The 20734-nt window shown below is 44.0% G+C and carries 14 protein-coding genes and 1 pseudogene; 4 read left to right on the top strand and 11 right to left on the bottom strand.

Going from position 1 to position 20734, the window contains the following annotated elements:
* Window positions 1–86 precede the first annotated feature (86 nt).
* Together HMPREF9007_RS10565 and gltX are read right to left on the bottom strand one after the other, a co-directional pair.
* Window positions 87–1310, bottom strand: coding sequence for a glycosyltransferase N-terminal domain-containing protein (locus HMPREF9007_RS10565; protein WP_008762021.1), 1224 nt, complete (start codon window positions 1308–1310; stop codon window positions 87–89).
* Window positions 1311–1326: 16 nt separating this feature from the next.
* Complete coding sequence (gltX, locus tag HMPREF9007_RS10570) at window positions 1327–2841, bottom strand: glutamate--tRNA ligase (protein ID WP_008762020.1); 1515 nt, start codon at window positions 2839–2841, stop codon at window positions 1327–1329.
* Between the two features lie 94 nt (window positions 2842–2935).
* Here gltX and HMPREF9007_RS10575 point away from each other — a divergent pair, with 94 nt between their 5' ends.
* Window positions 2936–5008 carry an HDIG domain-containing metalloprotein gene (locus HMPREF9007_RS10575; RefSeq protein ID WP_008762019.1) on the top strand — a complete coding sequence of 691 codons (2073 nt, stop codon included), beginning with the start codon at window positions 2936–2938 and terminating at the stop codon, window positions 5006–5008.
* On the opposite strand, the gene HMPREF9007_RS10580 is transcribed toward HMPREF9007_RS10575, so the two are convergent.
* The 9 genes from HMPREF9007_RS10580 to HMPREF9007_RS10620 form a co-directional block, all read right to left on the bottom strand.
* The gene (locus tag HMPREF9007_RS10580; protein ID WP_008762018.1) at window positions 4983–5453 is read right to left on the bottom strand and encodes a low molecular weight protein-tyrosine-phosphatase; all 471 of its coding nucleotides are present in this window, start codon (window positions 5451–5453) and stop codon (window positions 4983–4985) included. The genes HMPREF9007_RS10575 and HMPREF9007_RS10580 overlap by 26 nt on opposite strands.
* Before the next feature lie 42 nt (window positions 5454–5495).
* Window positions 5496–7292, bottom strand: coding sequence for a DUF4091 domain-containing protein (locus HMPREF9007_RS10585; protein ID WP_008762017.1), 1797 nt, complete (start codon window positions 7290–7292; stop codon window positions 5496–5498).
* 55 nt (window positions 7293–7347) lie between these two features.
* The gene (gene priA, locus HMPREF9007_RS10590) at window positions 7348–9804 is read right to left on the bottom strand and encodes a primosomal protein N' (protein ID WP_008762016.1); all 2457 of its coding nucleotides are present in this window, start codon (window positions 9802–9804) and stop codon (window positions 7348–7350) included.
* Between the two features lie 202 nt (window positions 9805–10006).
* Complete coding sequence (locus HMPREF9007_RS10595; protein WP_008762015.1) at window positions 10007–10597, bottom strand: porin family protein; 591 nt, start codon at window positions 10595–10597, stop codon at window positions 10007–10009.
* A gap of 77 nt (window positions 10598–10674) precedes the next feature.
* Window positions 10675–12987, bottom strand: a complete 2313-nt coding sequence (locus HMPREF9007_RS10600; protein ID WP_016268841.1) for an outer membrane beta-barrel family protein — start codon at window positions 12985–12987, stop codon at window positions 10675–10677.
* 175 nt (window positions 12988–13162) lie between these two features.
* Window positions 13163–13738: a sigma-70 family RNA polymerase sigma factor gene (locus HMPREF9007_RS10605; protein WP_008762013.1), complete on the bottom strand. Its 576-nt coding sequence runs from the start codon at window positions 13736–13738 to the stop codon at window positions 13163–13165.
* The gene (locus HMPREF9007_RS10610; protein WP_008762012.1) at window positions 13731–14213 is read right to left on the bottom strand and encodes a hypothetical protein; all 483 of its coding nucleotides are present in this window, start codon (window positions 14211–14213) and stop codon (window positions 13731–13733) included. Before HMPREF9007_RS10610 ends, HMPREF9007_RS10605 begins: the two co-directional genes overlap by 8 nt.
* Window positions 14214–14342: 129 nt before the next feature.
* On the bottom strand, window positions 14343–15308 hold the full coding sequence (locus HMPREF9007_RS10615) for an SMI1/KNR4 family protein (protein ID WP_008762011.1): 966 nt from the start codon (window positions 15306–15308) through the stop codon (window positions 14343–14345).
* A 227-nt stretch (window positions 15309–15535) separates the two neighbouring features.
* On the bottom strand, window positions 15536–16969 hold the full coding sequence (locus tag HMPREF9007_RS10620) for an aspartate ammonia-lyase (RefSeq protein WP_008762010.1): 1434 nt from the start codon (window positions 16967–16969) through the stop codon (window positions 15536–15538).
* Between the two features lie 179 nt (window positions 16970–17148).
* Here HMPREF9007_RS10620 and HMPREF9007_RS10625 point away from each other — a divergent pair, with 179 nt between their 5' ends.
* The 3 genes and pseudogenes from HMPREF9007_RS10625 to HMPREF9007_RS10635 all read left to right on the top strand — a co-directional run bounded on the left by HMPREF9007_RS10625 (window position 17149) and on the right by HMPREF9007_RS10635 (window position 20733).
* Entirely contained in the window at window positions 17149–18459 is a 1311-nt protein-coding gene (locus HMPREF9007_RS10625) for an anaerobic C4-dicarboxylate transporter (RefSeq protein ID WP_008762009.1), read from the top strand.
* A 29-nt stretch (window positions 18460–18488) separates the two neighbouring features.
* Window positions 18489–19547, top strand: a complete 1059-nt coding sequence (ansB, locus tag HMPREF9007_RS10630) for an L-asparaginase 2 (RefSeq protein ID WP_008762008.1) — start codon at window positions 18489–18491, stop codon at window positions 19545–19547.
* Window positions 19548–19562: 15 nt separating this feature from the next.
* A pseudogene (locus HMPREF9007_RS10635) lies at window positions 19563–20733 on the top strand (porin).
* The last annotated feature ends 1 nt before the right edge of the window (window position 20734 follow it).

The following is a 20734-nucleotide window of genomic DNA, read 5'->3' as shown; positions in this document are numbered from 1 at the left end:
ATCAAACTTCAGTTCATTAATGAAGCCGCTCCATTTATCTATTTCAAATTATTTATTCTGAAGACTTGAAGCAACTTTATCCATCTCTAAAAGTTAATCATGTGCATAATCTTCTCCGTAGCTCCGGCATTACTGGTCACATAATAACCGGCATTCGCGCCGGTCTCACGCATGAAAACGTCATCTGTCCGGAAACGGTCCAACAAGGTTTTCAACTCGTTATAGTCTTTAATAGAGTATGCGCCTTTAGCTTCGAGCAACCGGATTGCTTCCATAAACTTCTGATATTTCGGTCCGAAGATAACAGGAATGCCATATACAGCAGCTTCCAGTGTATTATGAATACCGACGCCAAAACCACCTCCGATATAAGCCACTTCTCCATAGCGGTAAATAGAAGATAACAGTCCGAAGCAATCGATAATCAAGCAATCAACTTTCAGTACATTCTTTTCATCAGCACGAGTATAGCGTACATAAGGACGTTTCAGTTTACTGATAATCTCCACCAGATGATTTTCATCAATCACATGCGGAGCGATAATCAACTTCATTTCCGGATGGGTGTTGAAGTACTCCAGAAATAAATCTTCATCCGGTCCCCAAGAACTGCCGGCTACAAACGTAAAAGCATTGTCTCCTTTAAACATTTTCACCAATGGGAGATCTTTGGCCTCTTCCCGAATCTGCAACACACGGTCGAAACGGGTATCTCCCACCACTGTCACACGACTAATGCCAATCTTCGACAAATAGCGTTTGGAAGCCTCATTCTGCACAAACAAATGATCGAAATCCTTCAGCACATTACGATAAGTCCCACCATACCATTTAAAGAATATCTGATCGCGACGGAAAATGGAAGAAACACTATACACCGGGATACGACGCTTATGAAGCTCATCCAGGTAATTCTTCCAAAATTCGTACTTGATAAAGAATGCCATGCACGGGGTTGCAATATCCAGGAACTTCTTCACATTCCGCGGTTTATCAAACGGCAGATAGCAGACAATGTCCGCTCCCCGGTAATGCTTGCGCACTTCGTAACCGGACGGAGAGAAAAATGTGAGCAATATCTTATAATCAGGATATTTTTCCCTGATCATTTCTATTAATGGACGCCCTTGTTCAAACTCGCCAAGCGAAGCAGCGTGAAACCAAATATACTGCTCCCCTTTCTCCACTTGCTGTCGTAGAAGTTCATACACCACCCAATGCCCTTTCATCATTTTTCGGGGCTTACGGCTGAACGGAGCAGCAAAATGAACCAAAAGGTCATAAACAACTATTGCCAGATTGTAAAGCATAATTTACAAATCCTAATTATTTAAGTACCTCTACGGCACGCTTCATACGAGCCAATGTCTCTTCCTTACCCAATACCCAGGAAATATCGAACATATGCGGACCTTTACCTTCGCCCACCAGTGTCAGACGGAAGGCATTCATTATATTACCTGTATGGTAACCTTTTTCAGCAATCCAGTCCATCACTACTCTCTCCTGGCCTTCAATGCTGAAATCCTCGATGCCGGCAATTACTTCCGCCAACTCAGTCATACATTTTGCCGAGTCTTCTTTCCAGCGTTTCTTCACTGTCTTTTCATCATATTCAGCAGGAGCCACAAAGAAGAAGCTACATACATCCCACAGTTCCTTGATAAAACTTACACGGTCTTTCATCATGCCGACTACCGTAACGACCTTCTCGAAAGGAGCCTCTACCCCATGCTCTTTCAGCACAGGCAAAAACAGTTCGGCAATTTCTTCATTCGGTTTAAGCTGGATATACTGATGATTGAACCAAATACCTTTTTTGTAATCGAACTTAGCTCCGGACTTGCTGCAACGATGAATGTCGAACAGTTTTATCATCTCGTCCATAGACATCACTTCCTGATCGTTGCCCGGATTCCATCCCAACAAAGCCAGGAAGTTAATCACCGCTTCGGGCAAATAACCCGATTCACGATATCCGGAAGACACTTCCCCCGATTCCGGACACCATTCCAACGGGAATACAGGGAATCCCAAACGGTCACCGTCACGCTTACTTAGTTTACCGTTTCCTTCCGGCTTCAGCAGCAAAGGCAGGTGGGCAAATTCCGGCATCGTGTCTTCCCAGCCGAATGCACGGTACAACAGTACGTGCAGCGGTGCCGAAGGCAACCATTCTTCGCCACGGATTACGTGAGACACTTCCATCAAATGGTCATCCACAATGTTCGCGAGATGATAAGTAGGCAGTTCGTCAGCCGATTTATAGAGCACCTTGTCATCCAGAATAGATGAATTAATAACGACTTCGCCACGAATCAAGTCATTCACGTGAACATCCTCGTTCGGCTCAATCTTAAAGCGGACCACATATTGCTTTCCTTCAGCAATCAATGCGTCCACTTCTTCTTTCGACATTGTCAGAGAATTGCGCATCATCCCGCGGGTAGATGCATCATATTGGAAGTTAGCAATTTCCGCACGCTTAGCATCCAGTTCCTCAGGAGTATCAAAAGCGATGTATGCCTTGTCATTATCCAACAAAATCTGCACGTATTTCTTATAGATTTCGCGACGTTCGGACTGACGGTACGGACCGTGTTCTCCACCGAAGCTCACTCCTTCGTCAAAGTGGATACCCAACCACTTGAATGACTCAAGTATATACTCTTCCGCTCCCGGCACGAACCGGTTGGAGTCAGTATCTTCAATACGGAAAATGAGGTCTCCGCCGTGTTGACGCGCAAATAGATAATTATACAAAGCTGTACGCACACCACCGATGTGCAATGCTCCCGTAGGACTCGGAGCAAAACGAACTCTTACTTTTCTTTCTGCCATAATTTGGGTTAGTATAGGTAAATCGTGGCAAAATTAAACCTTTTTTTCCACACTATTGTTTTTTTTTGTACTTTTCGCAAAAATTTCAATGCGTATGGAACATATGAAGAAGAAAAAGAGGTTCTCAAGAAGAGATATATTATATAAATCATTGCTGTTTGTAGCGACAGTGACACTGATTGTCTATTTCCTGCCACGTGACGGAAAATTCAACTATCAGTTTGACATAAACAAGCCCTGGAAGTACGGGCAGTTGATAGCCACTTTTGACTTTCCGATCTATAAAGACGACGCAGTGGTGAACCGGGAACAGGATAGTCTGCTGGCTTCCTTCCAACCTTATTATCTGCTTGACAAACAAGTAGAGAAAGACGCAATCGCCAAGCTGAAAGAGAATTACCATACTCACCTGAAAGGTATACTTCCTTCCGTAGATTATCTGCGATACATCGAACGGACATTAAAAGAAATATACGGAGAGGGCATCGTTTCGACAGAAAACATACAAGAACTCCACAAGGACAGTACTTCGGCAATCATGATCATCGACGATAAACTCGCCAACTCCAAGCCTACCGATCATATATATACGGTCAAAAAAGCTTATGAGTACTTGCTATCCGCAGATACGACCCACTTCAACCGTGAGATTCTGAGACAATGTTCATTAAACGAATACATCACTCCCAATCTCACATTCGACCAACAACGGACACAGACCGCCAAAGAGGAAATGCTGAACAACTATTCCTGGGCCAACGGATTAGTCGTCAGCGGGCAGAAAATTATAGACCGTGGAGAAATCATCAGCCCGGAAACGTACAATATTCTGGAATCATTACGCAAAGAGTCCATCAAGCGAAGTGAATCCATTGATCAGAGCCGCTTGATTCTTGGCGGGCAGATTTTGTTTGTCGGTATGCTGATGCTTTGCTTTATGCTCTATCTCGACCTGTTCCGAAAAGATTATTATGAGCGCAAAGGCAGCCTGTCGTTACTGTTTACACTGATTGTATTTTATAGTGTGGTAACAGCTTTCATGGTATCACATAATATATTTAATGTATATATGATTCCGTATGCGATGCTGCCCATCATCATACGGGTTTTCCTCGATTCACGAACTGCCTTCCTGACGCATGTCATTACGATATTAATCTGCTCTATATCCCTGCGTTTTCCGCATGAGTTCATTCTGACGCAGTTGGCTGCCGGATTAGTTGCCATTTTCAGTTTAAGGGAACTTTCGCAGAGGTCACAGCTCTTCCGCACGGCCTTATTGGTGATACTGACTTATGCGGCTATTTACTTCGCATTCGAGCTAATGACCGAGAATGGACTTGCCAATGACTTCTCTAAGTTGAATGCACGGATGTATACCTATTTCTTTATTAATGGTATTCTGCTGCTGTTTACATATCCGTTGCTGTTTCTGCTGGAAAAGACGTTCGGCTTTACCTCTAATGTGACTTTGGTCGAACTTTCCAATATCAACAGTGATCTTCTCCGACAGATGTCCGAAACAGTGCCCGGAACTTTCCAGCACTCTATGCAGGTAGCCAATCTGGCGGCAGAAGCAGCGATCCGTATTGGAGCGAAAAGTCAATTAGTACGTACCGGAGCTTTATATCATGATATCGGCAAGATGGAGAATCCCGCTTTCTTTACGGAGAATCAGTCGGGAGGCGTCAATCCTCATAAGAATCTGAATTATGAGCAAAGTGCCCAGGTCGTGATCAGTCATGTGACAGACGGATTGAAACTGGCGGACAAGCATAATCTGCCGAAAGTTATCAAAGACTTTATCAGCACCCATCATGGACGGGGGAAAACGAAGTTCTTCTATATCTCATGGAAGAACGAGCACCCCGACGAGGAACCGAATGAAGAACTGTTCACCTATCCGGGTCCTAATCCTTTCTCAAAGGAGACAGCTATTCTGATGATGGCGGATGCTGTCGAAGCGGCGTCACGCAGTCTGCCGGAATATACGGAAGAAACTATCAGCAACTTGGTCGACAAGATCATTGACTCCCAAGTTGCTGAAGGTTATTTCAAAGAGTGCCCTATCACTTTCAAGGACATTGCGACCATCAAGACGGTATTCAAAGAAAAGCTGAAAATCGCTTATCACACACGGATCAGTTATCCTGAGTTAAAGAAGTAAGCAGACCGGCACAAGCGTCTTCGAGTACATCCAGCACATATTCAAATCCTTCGGCCCCTCCATAGTAGGGGTCGGGGACATGGTCGGCGAGAATGCGGGTACAGTACTCCGTCATGCGATGAATCTTTTTCCACTCTTCCGTAGAAGGAGCTTTTTCTTTCAGATCATCTATGTTACGGTCGTCCATGCCAATAATCAGATCAAAATTATAAAAGTCCTCTGTCCGCACCGGACGGGAGCGATGAACCAGTTGATAACCACGACGGGCAGCGTGTGCACGCATCCGGCTATCCGGCAATTCGCCTTGATGATAAGACAGGATTCCGGCGGAATCAATCACAAATTCTTCTTCCAGTCCGGCTTCTTTGATCAGGTGAAGCATTACTCCTTCCGCCGTAGAGCTACGGCAGATATTTCCGAGGCAGACAAATAATATTTTCTTCATAATTTACGTTTAATAATTGACAGGCTTCATTCGTTTCTATTATCAAAACGAATTAAGTATCTGATTGGCCCGGTTTACGGTAACGGCTGCCGGTATTTCCGGCATATTACCCAAATTGAACGGGGCCAGCATTTTCTCTATCTTCTTTAATCCGGCTTTATTTCCCTTCTTCTCAAATTCCTGACGAAGAATCGTTATTTTCTCATGTGCCTGAATACCTTCGATCAGACGTTCGAAGCGGATACAGCTACGGGCTCCCGGATACACGAGATAAGTATCTCCTGCCGCCCACGTGCGGAAACGTGAATCGAGCAACGGCTCCAAAGGCCAGCTATTGTATGCCCAACGCAGATAGCCGTCCAGATGCTTCTTCGAAGAATAGAAACTCACCCATGCAGCCTCAGCAGGGTCGGAAAAAGTGAATGTATTGGGATGTGCTTCCGTACAACAAGTATAATAGGTGGTACGTTTATTCTCGGCCGCACGGCGGAGACGCACTTCTTCCGGGAAGTTCTGTCCGATAACAATGCAATAATCGTACAAGTCCGGCTCTATCTCAGCATGATAATTACCGGCCAGTGAAACTTTAAACTCCGGATCTGCCTTACGGATTACTTTCAACGTTTTCTGCATTACATCCATCGGACGCTCATCCATCGCAATCGCACAAATATCAAACCATCCTTTTTCTCTCAGATGCTTGGAAAAAGAAGTAAGCATCGCAACCCACATTTCTTCATAAGCAGGTTCTCCCGGTGCTGTCTTTACAAACTTCAATGAATTTGTTGCCTGATCAAAATACTGGAAAGATAATTCCCAGGGAACCATAGAGTAACAGTTAATCTGCTGATCGATACCGACACTCATCATAAACTCTACCCAGCGATCAAAAACCGTATAGTCGAAAGCCCAAGTACCGTCGGCACGTTTCATCCATGTAACCATCGTCTCGAAATAATCTTCAGTCTGACCGTTCCAGGGTTTATGTGTCAAAGTGGCTGTGATAATCTTTTGACCGGCATCTGCCAGCATTTTCATCAGCGGGCGCATAGCGTCCAGATGCTCCTGGCTCCACAAGGGAACCTGATAATAACGGGCTACGGCAAACGGGCTCTGCCACAAATCCAGATGATAAGCCCATTCGGACGGTGCAGGAAGTTCACGGGAAGAAACGAGGATTTCGAGATTAAGCTGCTGCAACAGACGGGAACCGTCTTTTACCAGCAAAGCACCCTTGTAGGTTCCGGGAGTAGCCGATTGAGGAATCCAGCATTGCACCCAGATAGGCTGAACGGTACGTGCCGGAACAGACATTGATTTCAAGTTCGTATCAATCGGGTCGGCTACCAACAACGAATCGTAATCCACTGCTTGACGGTGACCGCACGCGCCTCTGCCATCTTTATTCAGTTCATCGGTCATTACATAACGGATGAAACCGGCTTTAAACGCCTCATCCGAAAGGCTATTCCCTTTTTTATCTTTAAAATCGGTAAAGCTGAAGTTCAGATCTTTCACCTCAGTGCCGGTCCAGACAACAGCCTGCGCGTTTACACGTTCGCCACGCCAGCCTTTTAAAGTGGTAAGCTGCTGCTTTTTCAGCTGGGGAAGCCGATGCTTCGCATAGCGGGTGTCAATAGTTCCCCAGGAAATCTGAGGGATGGTAACTGCTGCCCAGTCTTTATCAGAGGGGGAAGAAGGATCGGGCAGTTCCTGATAAGTTTCAATTGGAAATTTCGGTTGCCCCGTAGGGGTTCCACACTGCGTCACTCCTTGCTGGGCAAAAAGAGGACTCACACCAATAAGACATGTTAAGCAATAAATCGTAAGTCGTTTCATGGTTAGTTAATTTATAAAGGTTATTATAAGGAAAATATTAGGTCTGTATCAAGTGCTACATCGGGTCTACATCATAATAGACAATCAAGGATTTATAGCGCTCATCTTCCAGCATCTCTTTCTGGATACGTTGTAGCAATTCCCGCGCACGTCCCATCGGGGCATTCTGTTCGATCTTCAACACTATCTTTTTGATGAATAATGTCTGGATACGGGCAACGGGAGGTTTGTCCGGTCCCAATACCCGGTTTCCGAACACGGTTCTTAGTTTATCTGCCATGACCGCAGCCATCTGGTCCAGCAAAGCTTCATTATGGTTTTTCAGATATACATACACCAACCGATAGTAAGGGGGATAATGAAACATTTGCCGTTCGGCGAGCTGACCGTCTACCATTTCTTCATAGTTATTACCGATAACCTGATGGATAATGGGGTGATCAATGCTTTTCGTTTGCAGTACCACCCGCCCGCGTTTATTCTTACGCCCGGCTCGTCCCGCTACTTGTGCCATCAGTTGGAAAGCACGTTCGTAAGAACGGAAATCCGGATAATTAAGCATGGTGTCCGCATTTAAGATACCCACTATACTTACGTGATCAAAGTCCAGACCTTTCGATACCATTTGCGTACCGATAAGTATATCCGTCTTTCCCTGTTCAAAGTCGGCAATAATCTTCTCGTAGGCAGCTCGGGTACGGGTAGTGTCCAAATCCATTCGGGCGACAGCCGCTTCCGGAAAAAGGACTTTGATGTCATCTTCAATCTTTTCCGTACCAAAACCGCGGTTGACCAGTTCTGTTCCTTCACAGGCGGGACAGGACTTCGGCAGTTGATAGGTATATCCGCAATAGTGGCAGGTCAGTTGGTTGATACCTTTATGATAAGTCAGACTCACATCGCAGTTCTTACATTTCGGCACCCAGCCGCAAGTACGGCATTCTATCATCGGTGCAAATCCGCGACGGTTCTGGAAAAGAATGACTTGTTCTTTCTGTTCCAGTGCTTCTTTCATATATTGTATCAGCAACGGCGAGAACTGTCCGACCATCCGCCTCTTGCGATGCAGTTCTTTGATATCCACCGGAATAATCTCCGGCAGCTGAATTTCTTTATATCGTTCTTTCAGTTGTACAAATCCATATTTTCCGTTCCTTGCGTTCTGCCATGTTTCTATGGAGGGGGTAGCAGTGCCGAGAAGCGTTTTTGCTCCATACATGGCAGCCAGTACGATAGCCGCATTCCGTGCATGATAGCGGGGAGCAGGGTCTTGTTGCTTATAGGTGTTCTCATGCTCTTCGTCTACAATCACCAGCCCCAGATCACGGAAAGGAAGAAATACGGAAGAACGGACTCCAAGGATGATATCATATCCTTTTTCTCCCAGTTGCTTCCGCCATATCTCTACCCGTTCGGCATCCGGAAACTTGGAATGATAAATCCCCAAACGAGAACCGAATACCCGTTGCAGGCGTTCTGTGATTTGAGTAGTCAATGCTATTTCAGGCAAGAGATACAATACTTGTTTCCCCTGACGAATCGTTTCTTCTATCAGATGAATGTATACTTCCGTCTTTCCACTGGATGTGACTCCATGAAGCAGGCAGACATTTTTCTCCTGAAAGGATTGCACGATCTCATCGTGCGCCCGCTGCTGAAACTCGTTCAAGGCATTCAACTCTACGACCTCCTTCACTTCCTGGTTCAGCCGGCCGACTTCATGGAAGTAAATCTCAAATATCTTTTTCTCCACCAAGCCATTCAGAATAGAAGGAGACACTCCTGCACGTTGCAACAGCTCTTTTTTCGAAACTTCTTTCGGTGTTTCTCTTCCAAGGATTCCCGAACACTCGACATATTTCATCAACAACGCCAACTGCTTCGGAGCACGGGACAGGATATCAAATAAGATATGAAGCCGCTTTTCATCAGCAGAACCGGTCAATCGCACTCTCGCCTCCGTTTTTGGCTTGTAAGTACGACGTAATTCCTCTTTCACAAAGATAGCTTCTTTATCCAGCAGAGATTTGATGACTGTGAGGATATTTTTCATGCCACTCTCCTTCTCCAGTTTCGTGACACATTGCTGAGAATCTACTGAAAGCAAATCAAGAATACGCTGCTCTCTTTCCGACAACGGTGCATCTGCCTCAAAATCGGGATTATATTCTACAATCGTTTCACTCTCCAACTTCAAACCGGAAGGAAGTGCCGCTTTATAAACGTCTCCTTGTGTACAGAGATAGTAATCTGCCAGCCACTCCCAAAACTTAAATTGAGTGGACAATAAAATAGGAGAAGCATCCAGCAATGCAGATATATCCTTCACCTCATACTCCGTCGGAGCACAATAATGAACATTACGAACGATAGCTGTATAAAACTTCTTCCGTCCGAAAGGAACTATCACACGGCATCCGATTTCAACTTCTTCCGCACATTCATCCGGCAGGGAATAGGTAAAGTACTTCGGAAGCGGTAATGGTAATATGACATCTACATACTTTTTCATTGCAAGCACAAAAGTACAATAAAAAAATGGGGATTTAAAAGAGGGAAGGGAACACTGATAAGAAAAATAGTCTGTACACCGGAATTTAATAAAATAGATTCAAGTTTACAGACCAGTATCTTAAACAAAATACCTTAGAATAAAAAAAAGAGCCTCCTCTATCGGAAGCTCTTTCTTTTTATGATAAAAAGTAACGGATAGCTTAGAATATATAAGCAACGGATACTTGCCAAGTCTTGGTTTTGTATGAGCCTTCAATGTCTTCAAAGCTGGCAGTCTTGCCCAACGGAATATTATAATTAGCTCCTACTTGCAGATGATTCAGAAACTTCACACCTGCGCCGACATTGATACCGACTTCAGCTTTCTTTTTATCGGTTCTTACTCCGTCTATTGTCTTATTACCGGCAAAATCAAAGTAAAAATCAGGACCGGCAGCCACATAAAGACCTACCAGACTTCCCAGGCCGATGTTATATTTCAAATTGACCGGAATATCCAAGCCATTCTGCTTGACAGTAGCTTCTTCACCTCCATCAGAGATTTTTATACCTCTTTGAGCAAAAAGCAAAGACGCATCGACTCCTAATCCCACAACCGGGATATTGAATTCCGCCATCGGACCGATAAAGAAACCTGTAAAATTATCCTTTTTAAAGTTTTCTTTCACATCAGAAAAGCTTGCTTTAGACAAGTTTAAACCACCCTTTACACCAAAATGTAATTGTGCCTGGGCAGGCATCGCCATACCGATACATACGGCAATCATTAAAGCACCAAAAATCTTTTTCATAAATCTACGTGTTTATAATTCGGGACAAAGATATATATTTATAATAAATAAACACAAATTATTGCTCTTTGTTCGTTTCAGAGTCGTTGTTGTTCATCCAGTCCGGCTCCTGTACCTTTATATTTACTTTTCTGAAGATTAAACTTATAATGTACCGTCAGCTTAACCTCCTGTGTGTTCCGTTGAGTTTCACGGTATATCTTAACCTTGTTGTCATACTGGGTAGTCGCATCTCTTACCGTATGAAACAAATCATTGCCCTCTACTGTACAATCCAGCCGCCCGTTAAAGAATGACTTATAGATACTTACCCCGAAGCAACTTACAGGCCGTGTAAAACTGTTCTGATATACTCCTTTGCCTGTATAAGTTCCATTTAACCGAAAAATATATCCCATTGGCAACTGAAATGAGTTATTCCAGCGAATCCCTACTGTTATCCCATTCATATTCTTCGTCCCATCCAGATATCCGATGTTGAACCATTGAGACTGAACAGAAGCAACCCATTCCGGTCGCCAACAACCAATGCCGGGAGAATACACCAAAGAAGCTGTCATTTCATCCCTGTGTTCAACATTGCGGAACTTAATAAGAGTAATCTTCGGATCGGAAGTCGCTTGTTCGATGGAAAACAGAATATCATCATTATAACGATTGTATCCTACGGAAAGCTGCAAATCCCTGTAAGCCGCCCGCATTTCAGCGGTATGTATATAGGTCGGTTGCAAATTGGGAGTTCCGCCCAGATAAGTAAACCGATTCCCATAATGGATTTCATTTTTCAGCTGCTCATAGTAAGGACGGGCCACTTGAATGTGATAACCCAATCCCCAATGCACTTTTCCCACCGAGCCTTTTAAAGATAACGAAGGAAACAGATTACGATAATGTTTGCTCTCGTCGGACTGATAAATACTGTTTTCATAAAAATCGGACTTTACATCTTCATACCGAAGGCCGGCAGAAGCATCAATTCCACCCAAACTCCAAGTACAATTCAAAAAGAAAGCAAGATTCCTCTCCCTGATTTTATCACTGGTTCCGAGTATCTGATTTCCAAAACCCGAGAAATCACTTATACGGTGTATATAGCTATATTCACTTCCTCCCGAAATCCTTCCTTTGAACAACGGATATGCCAAAACCAGTTTACCCGCATATAGTTTATTGCTGGTTTCGCTAAAGGTCGTCATAGAGAGATCGTCATAGTTCAGACTCAGTTCTTTGATGTTCTCTTCTTCCTTATTTTTCCCCACCAATACATCAGCATTCAAGTCAATCTCCAGACTATTTATATCACCATGATAGTAGAAATTAGAATGATGCGTCGGATATGTTTTCTCAATTGAAAACGCATTGGTATTCCACACATCATATAGTTCATGATCGGCATATACTTCTGTCCGGTTATCATTACTCATTTTATCGCGCGGAGCAGATGTCAACTCATAAGTCGCGCCAAAGGAGTGATTTTTATTAATCTCATAGTTGAATCCAAACTGCCCGAAGTAACTGATATTCTTTCCCAAATCTGTAGAATGAGTCCTTTGTTTCCACAAAGTATCTACATCCGTCATTTGTACTGTCTCCCCTGTTTCCTTCAAATGTTGCAGACGATACTGGAAAGTTCCGAATAAGTCCAGCCCATTCTGCCGATATTCCACATTCAGTTGGTCGTTATTACCTATCTTATATGAATAATCCGCTACTGAGCGCAATCCTATGCCGAAGCCATCGATTTTCTTTCCGACCGTTTTCAGTTTTAACACAGCTCCTACCGCTGCTCCATATTCCGCGCTAGGATTCGTGATCAGCTCTACCTGCTTTATATTCTCAGCACTCAGCCGGTCAAGCTCATCCAAATGACGAACTTCCCTGTTATTGATATAAATCAGCGGAGTTCCCTTTCCCAAAACTTCCAACGTACCATCCGGCCTTTTCAAAACTCCCGGCAGGAGTTCGGCTACATTCATCGCAGTACCTGCTTTACTCAGAATGGTATTTTCAACTTTTGTCGTTAACCCACCGTTGTCCAACCGATACAAAGGAAGATGCTGTGTGACGACCACTTCATCCAACATCCTGTCGTCAGGAATTATCACGATATCACCGATGATAGAGGGCATAAGCCTCTGAATACTCCTTTTATATCCCACATAAGACACAGCCAACAGATAAGGCTTACTCTCAGAAACCTCTATTTTAAAAATCCCCTGCTCGTCCGTGACAGTTCCGCTAATCAGCGAAGAATCCGCTACAGACAACAACGCAACTGTAGCATATTGCACAGGAATTTTCTGATCATCCAGCACTCGCCCACTGAACATCTGAGCCGAAGCATTCAAAGAGACGATCAACAACAAAACCAATAAAATACTATATTTCATTTTTCTTTTCATTTTAAAGTTATTCTATAAACAGCTGCCGTCCGAACAGGCACAGACCTTCTCCTGCCGACATCTCCGAAGAGACACCGATACAGATATTTCCATACACACATCTGTCTGAGCATCTGCCGGACGGCAGACAAAAGGAAGAGAATAGTTAGTTAAATAAGAATGGTCAGTAAGTAAGAATATCATTATACAAACCTTCCAAACGTTTACGCAGGAATTTAACAGCATAATGTTTACGGGAAAGCACCGTATTGGCAGGGACACTGATCAATTCCGACACTTCTTTCACCGAAAATCCTTCCAGTTCCATCAGTTCAAAAACTTCCCGCTGTTCAGAAGGCAATTCGGCAAGTGCCACTTTCAGTTCCTGCCACACTAACGAACGCATATATTCCGTTTCGGGCGAAGGTGCCAGTTCATCATCGGCAAAAAGTACCGTTGAAAAGTCACTCAAAACACTCTCTTCCTCTTCATACTGAGAAACAGGCCACTCTTCCTCACTTTTCTTTTTTCCTTTGTTGATAATCGTATTTCTCGTCACTCTATAAAGCCATGCCGTCACCTGCTCAATTGGATTCATTGTGTTATTGACAGCCTTCACCAACTGATAAAATACGTCTTGTAATATATCCTCCGCATCTTCCTTACTGGAAACCCTTCGATGGATAAAGGCTTTCAATTGCGGCTGATGTTCTACTATCAGCCGCTCCACATCGCCTTCGTGCCCCTTTTGCCTATTCATTTTTTACTGAGGGGGCTATATGGACATCCTTTCCTTGAGTTACATCAGCACTCTTACCAAAGTCTGCATCCGTATTCCTGCCAAAATCCTCCCTGTCAAAGAAACGTTCTCTGTCCCACGGACCGAAGCCCATATGTTTCCTTTTCTTTATAAATTCTCTGCGCTGTTCAGGAGTCATATGCATCCATTTTTCATGAACCGGATTCCCACCCCGTCCTGGCATTCCTCTACGACCAAAGCCGAAGCTCCCAAAAAGAATACGAGTCAGGACAAACAATCCCAATGCCTGCCATAAGCTGAGCACAGGCAAACCAAAGATAACCGGCATCAGCCAATTCCACAATAACATGATGATGGCTCCTATGGCTACTGCCAAAACCAACCAAAGAACTACAAAAACAAATGGATTCCTGAAAAAAGGAAACTTACGACTATGTTTTCCCCTACATCCTTTATCACAATCTTTTGTAACCATTATATTCCGATTTTTAATTAATTATTCTTGTTATCTGAAAGAGCTCTCTACTCTAGCAGACAATCAAGACGAAGAAATATTTTATGAAGTTACAAAAAATAATGGATTACCGGAAAAATAATATGCGAATCACCTCTTATCCCGATTTGCCAGCAAGGCCTCCTTAGTTCCCGCTGCCATCGAAAGAATACCGTCATTACACGTAACCATACCGCTCTCCTTGCGTCGTGTCAGCCAATCGGTAACAAAGTCCGAAGCATATCCTCCCGTACTGAACTCACCGTCCAGCGCTATTATCTTTTTATAGGCAGACAGGTAATCTTCTTCCGTCGTATCGGGATAAGCATTGGTGTAAAGCCACAACTGGATATCGTAAAGCAGATAAGAACGTTCGTCGGCATGAAGCGCAAAGAATCCCTTATCGATTACTATTTCTTCCGATATCTTCCGAATCCACCGTTCCGTATCCACGGGATGATCACACTTTGCGCACAAATCGGACAAGAGCGGTGAGAAAGCTGCGTTCCGAACTTTTTCCAGCTCCATTCTTTCATCTTCTTCCGATGTATCAAAGACATCTTCGTTAACAAGTCCCCGAATAAATTTTTCAAAGTTATCGGCAAGGAAAGTAACATAATAATCATCTTCCTGATCGACATGAACGACTTTCGGTTCACCCTGCGGACCACACTCCCGATAATCAAGAAAAATCATATCATGTCCCGCAGAAGGACAGTCGCAGATGGCCACTCCGATATCCGGATACCCCCATTCTTCAATCATGAAACGGCTGCCGAGCTGTCCGCAAAGAGAATATATCTTATCCTTATCAACTCCCATAATGCCGGTGATAGCCACATGATCGTCCGCCCAACTGGTAGGCTCGTCGCAAGGAAAACAAACATTGAAAGGTATTCCACCGTTATGCTGCTTCATCAGCCAAATATAAGATTCGGGGAGTTTGTATCCCAGTTCACGTTCTGTTTCTTCTATCATCTCTTCTGTAGGAGGCGCGCCAATATATTCATTCATAGCATATTCATCATCATCCCAGAAGTCTGTAAAGTCAAAATTCTCAAAAGGTCTGTTTTTCATAATCGCTGTTTTTAATTTGTATTCTTTTAGTTTTGCTTTGTATGTACACTACTTTTTACGAATATACTAAAAAACAGACATTATCAATTTATTTCCTTTATTTATTTCGTTTTTTTTACGAGTAGATGAAAAAGAATCCAAGATTAAATATATAAAATACACTAATGATACAAAACACAGAGACCAGCCTATATTAACAGGCTGGCCTCTCATTTTACCCCTATGAATCAATGATTCGGATGAATATCCAGTTTCACCGGTTTAATCATATTTTCCGGTTTCAAGATCGTATCCAGGTCTTCTTTGGAAAGAATGTTATGTTCCAGCACCAGCTCATACACTCCTTTACCCGTTTCCAGAGCCTCCTTCGCTATCTTTGTAGAATGTTTATAGCCAATTACGGGATTCAGTGCGGTCACTACTCCGATACTGTTGTGTACATCCCGACGGCATTTTTCTTCATTGGCTGTGATGCCATCAATACATAAGGTACGCAATGTATCAAAACCGTTCATCAACAAATCCGCAGATTCAAAACAGCATTGTGCCATGACAGGTTCCATCGCATTCAGTTCCATCTGTGCAGCCTCTCCACTCATAGCTACACAAAGGTCGTTTCCTATCACTTTATAAGAAACCTGATTCATGACTTCGGGAATAACAGGGTTCACCTTTCCCGGCATAATGGAAGACCCCGGCTGCATGGCAGGCAGATTGATTTCTCCCAGTCCGCAACGAGGACCGGAAGCCAATAGCCTCAGATCATTACAGATCTTGTTCATCTTGACAGCTACACGCCGCATGGCCGAAGAATATCCTACCATGCAGGAAGTATCCGAAGTAGCGCCTATCAGGTCATCTGCCAGTTTGATATCCAGTCCGGTAATCTTGCGCAGGGCAGCAATGCACTTTTCCGCATATTCCGGTTCGGCGGTAATTCCGGTTCCGATGGCTGTCGCCCCCATGTTGACCGTCAGAAAATCCTGTGCGGCAAAATCGAGATTCTTCAGTTCGTGTTCCAGAATGCTGGCGAATCCATTAAAAGTTTGTCCAAGTGTCATTGGTACGGCATCTTCCAGTTGGGTACGTCCCATCTTAATAATGTGTGCAAACTCCGCTCCTTTCTTTCGGAAAGCCTCGATCAGTGTTGCAAAGTGTTTCACCAATTTAAGATGGGTATAATACAGACCAATGTGAATGGCTGTAGGATACGCGTCATTGGTAGATTGCGAACGATTGACGTGATCGTTGGGCGAGCAGTATTGGTACTCTCCGCGTGCGTGTCCCATCAGTTCCAGTGCACGGTTGGCAATCACTTCATTGGCATTCATGTTGGTAGTGGTTCCGGCCCCTCCCTGAATCATATCTACAGGGAACTGGTCATGATGTTTTCCTTCCAGTATTTCTTTACAAGCCTTCAGTATGGCATCCGTCTGTTCCTCAGTCAGTAAATCCAGTTCACGGTTGGCAACGGCAGCTCCCATTTTAGTGATGGCCAATGCCTGAATAAACAGGGGATACTCATTCAAATGAAACTTGCTGATGCGAAAGTTTTCAATACCACGGAGTGTCTGTACTCCATACAATGCACTTTCCGGCACTTCACGACTACCTATCAAGTCGCTCTCTGTACGAGTTTTTTTTGATAATTTCTGTTCCATATCGGTTGTTTTATAACAATAACACATTCGTTAGTTGATATAATAACCAGTCAGAGATGTTATTGTTTTAATAAATATGCAAAAACTATTCAATAACTTTTTTGTTGTTTATCTTAGAAACAGAGAAAAAACGAAGATAAATCCTTTATCTTTGTTAGGAACTTATAAAACAACAACCAATGATATTACAATTAGCATTTGTTCTGACAGCCATTATTATTGGCGCACGTTTGGGAGGCATCGGACTCGGTGTCATGGGAGGAGTAGGATTGGGAATACTCACGTTTGTTTTTGGTTTACAACCCACCGCACCACCTATCGACGTTATGTTGATGATTGCCGCCGTTATTTCCGCTGCCTCCTGTATGCAAGCAGCCGGCGGACTGGACTATATGGTGAAACTGGCAGAACATTTGCTACGCAAAAATCCTTCGCACGTCACGTTGCTCAGCCCATTGGTGACTTATCTGTTCACCTTTATTGCCGGAACCGGGCATGTAGCTTATTCCGTATTGCCCGTGATTGCTGAGGTAGCTACCGAAACAAAGATTCGTCCGGAACGTCCGCTGGGTATTGCTGTGATTGCTTCGCAACAGGCTATTACAGCCAGTCCCATCTCTGCTGCAACGGTAGCTTTGCTCGGGTTACTGGCAGGTTTCGACATTACATTATTCGATATTCTTAAAATTACGATTCCCGCCACTATCATCGGAGTATTGGTCGGCGCTTTATTCTCCATGAAAGTCGGCAAGGAACTGATAGAGGATCCCGAATATCAGAAACGCTTGAAAGAAGGTCTTTTCAATGACAAGAAGATAGAGATTAAAGATGTCAAGAACAAACGTTCCGCCATGCTTTCCGTACTCATCTTTATATTGGCAACTGCTTTTATCGTCCTTTTCGGATCTTTTGAAGGTATGCGTCCCAGTTTCCTCATCGATGGAGAAATCGTCACGCTCGGTATGTCCTCCATTATCGAGATCGTAATGTTGTCGGCAGCCGCTATCATCCTTATAGTAACCAAGACGGATGGAATCAAAGCAACGCAGGGTTCTGTATTCCCTGCCGGGATGCAGGCTGTTATCGCCATCTTCGGTATTGCGTGGATGGGTGATACTTTCCTTCAGGGCAATATGGCACAGCTCACTCTTTCCATCGAAGGAATCGTGCGGCAGATGCCATGGCTGTTCGGTATTGCGCTGTTCGTCATGTCTATCCTGTTGTATAGCCAGGCGGCCACGGTGCGGGCATTGATGCCGCTGGGCATCGCGTTAGGTATTTCTCCGTATATGCTGATTGCCTTATTCCCCGCAGTGAACGGATATTTCTTTATCCCGAATTACCCGACTGTCGTAGCCGCCATTAATTTCGACCGCACCGGGACAACAAAAATCGGTAAATATGTGTTGAATCATTCGTTTATGATGCCCGGACTGGTATCTACCGTAGTCGCTATTGTTTTAGGACTGCTCTTTATTCAAATATTCTAATATATTATTAACCTAAACTCATTTCAGTTATGAAACAAATTAAGAAATTAGGCCTGGTAGTAGTAACACTACTATTATCCGCAACAATGGCATTTGCCGCAAAACCGAATATCCACATCCTTGCTACCGGAGGAACCATTGCCGGAACAGGAAGCTCGGCTACGGGCACCAGCTATACGGCAGGACAAGTTGCTATCGGTGCATTGCTGGATGCAGTCCCCGAAATCAAAGATATCGCCAATGTAACCGGCGAACAGATTGTGAGAATCGGTTCACAGGACATGAATGACGAAGTCTGGCTGACACTTGCCAAGAAAATCAACGAGTTATTGAAACGACCGGATATCGACGGAATCGTGATCACTCATGGAACGGATACGATGGAAGAAACTGCTTACTTTCTGAATCTGACTGTCAAAAGTGACAAGCCTGTTGTATTGGTAGGTGCCATGCGCCCCTCTACAGCATTAAGTGCCGACGGTCCGCTGAATCTTTATAATGCAGTAGTTACCGCTGCAGCTAAAGAATCAAAAGACAAAGGTGTACTGGTTGCCATGAACGGTCTGATTCTAGGTGCAGAAAGCGTAGTTAAAATGAACACGGTCGATGTACAGACTTTCCAGGCTCCCAACTCCGGCGCATTGGGATATGTACTGAACGGTAAAGTATGTTATAATCAGATCACACTGAAGAAACATACCACCCAATCCGTATTTGATGTCACCAAACTGACTTCATTGCCCAAAGTCGGCATCGTATACAGCTATTCCAATATTGAAGCCGATATGATGACTCCGTTGCTCAACAACGGATATAAAGGAATCATTCATGCAGGAGTCGGAAACGGTAATATCCATAAAAACATATTTCCGTCATTGATAGACGCCCGCAGAAAAGGCATTGTAGTCGTTCGTTCTTCCCGCGTACCGACTGGTCCTACCACTCTTGATGCGGAAGTGGATGACGCCAAGTATCAGTTTGTAGCCTCTCAAGAATTGAATCCACAAAAGTCACGTGTACTATTGATGCTTGCGCTGACCAAAACCACGGACTGGAAACAAATTCAGGAATACTTTAACGAATACTAAAAACCGGACCTACTTATGAAAAAATTAATGTTTATGCTACTCCTTGCGGGTAGCATACAGGCAATGTATGCCCAAAAGTTCTCCCCAAACACTCCTCTTTTCGAGGAACTGACAGACGTAAAAAAGAAAACGGATAAGTTCAACTTATATCTGAATATGCAAGGAAGTTTTGACGCTCATTTCCAGAATGGATTTCAGGAAGGTGACTTCAATATGCACCAACTCCGCATCGAAGCGAAAGGAAATATCAACAACTGGCTTTCTTACCGTTACCGCCAGCGTCTCAACCGCTCGAACGACGGAAACAATATGATAGACAACCTCCCGACCTCCATCGACTGGGCAGGCATCGGTATCAAGCTCAACGATAAGTTCAACCTGTTTGCCGGTAAACAAAGTGCCAACTATGGCGGCTTCGAGTTTGACCTCAACCCGATCGATGTCTATCAATATTGTGATATGATCGATTACATGAGTAACTTCCTGACCGGTCTGAATGCAAGTTATAACATTACTCCCGATCAGCAACTTAATCTGCAGATATTGAACAGCCGCAATAGCTCTTTCGACAACACTTACGGAATCACAGAGGATGCGGAGGGTAATCTCCCCGATCTGAAATCCGGAAAAATGCCGCTGGTCTATACCTTAAACTGGATTGGCAATTTTTAATAATGTATTTAAAACCCGCTGGTCGGCCTCTGTGATGAACGAAGCCAAAGATCATAATATGTATTACTATGCTGTAGGAAATGAACTGAATCTCGGAAAGTGGAACGCCTTTGTCGACTTCATGTACTCAAAAGAAGAGATTGACCGTAAAGGGATTATCACCGGCATCGTCGGTCGCCCGGGCGGACACAATGCGTTTGATACAGGTTATTTATCCGTAGTAGCCAAGTGTAACTACCGTTTCCTCCCGAAATGGAATGCCTTCGTGAAAGGAATGTATGAAACGGCTTCCGTAACCAAAGCCTCCGAAGGGATAGAAAAAGGTAACTACCGTACCTCCTGGGGGTATCTGGCAGGTATCGAATTTTATCCGATGGAAACCAACCTGCATTTCTTCGTGACCTATGTAGGACGTTCTTATGACTTCACCTCCCGTGCCAAAGTGCTGGGACAAGAGAATTACAGTACCAACCGGATTTCGGTAGGATTCATCTGGCAGATGCCGGTCTTTTAAT

This window comes from Bacteroides sp. 1_1_14, assembly GCF_000162515.1.
GTDB classification, from domain to species: Bacteria; Bacteroidota; Bacteroidia; order Bacteroidales; family Bacteroidaceae; genus Bacteroides; species Bacteroides thetaiotaomicron.
Note: the sequence above shows the minus strand (reverse complement) of the source record. Positions and strands in the feature narration are given on the sequence as shown.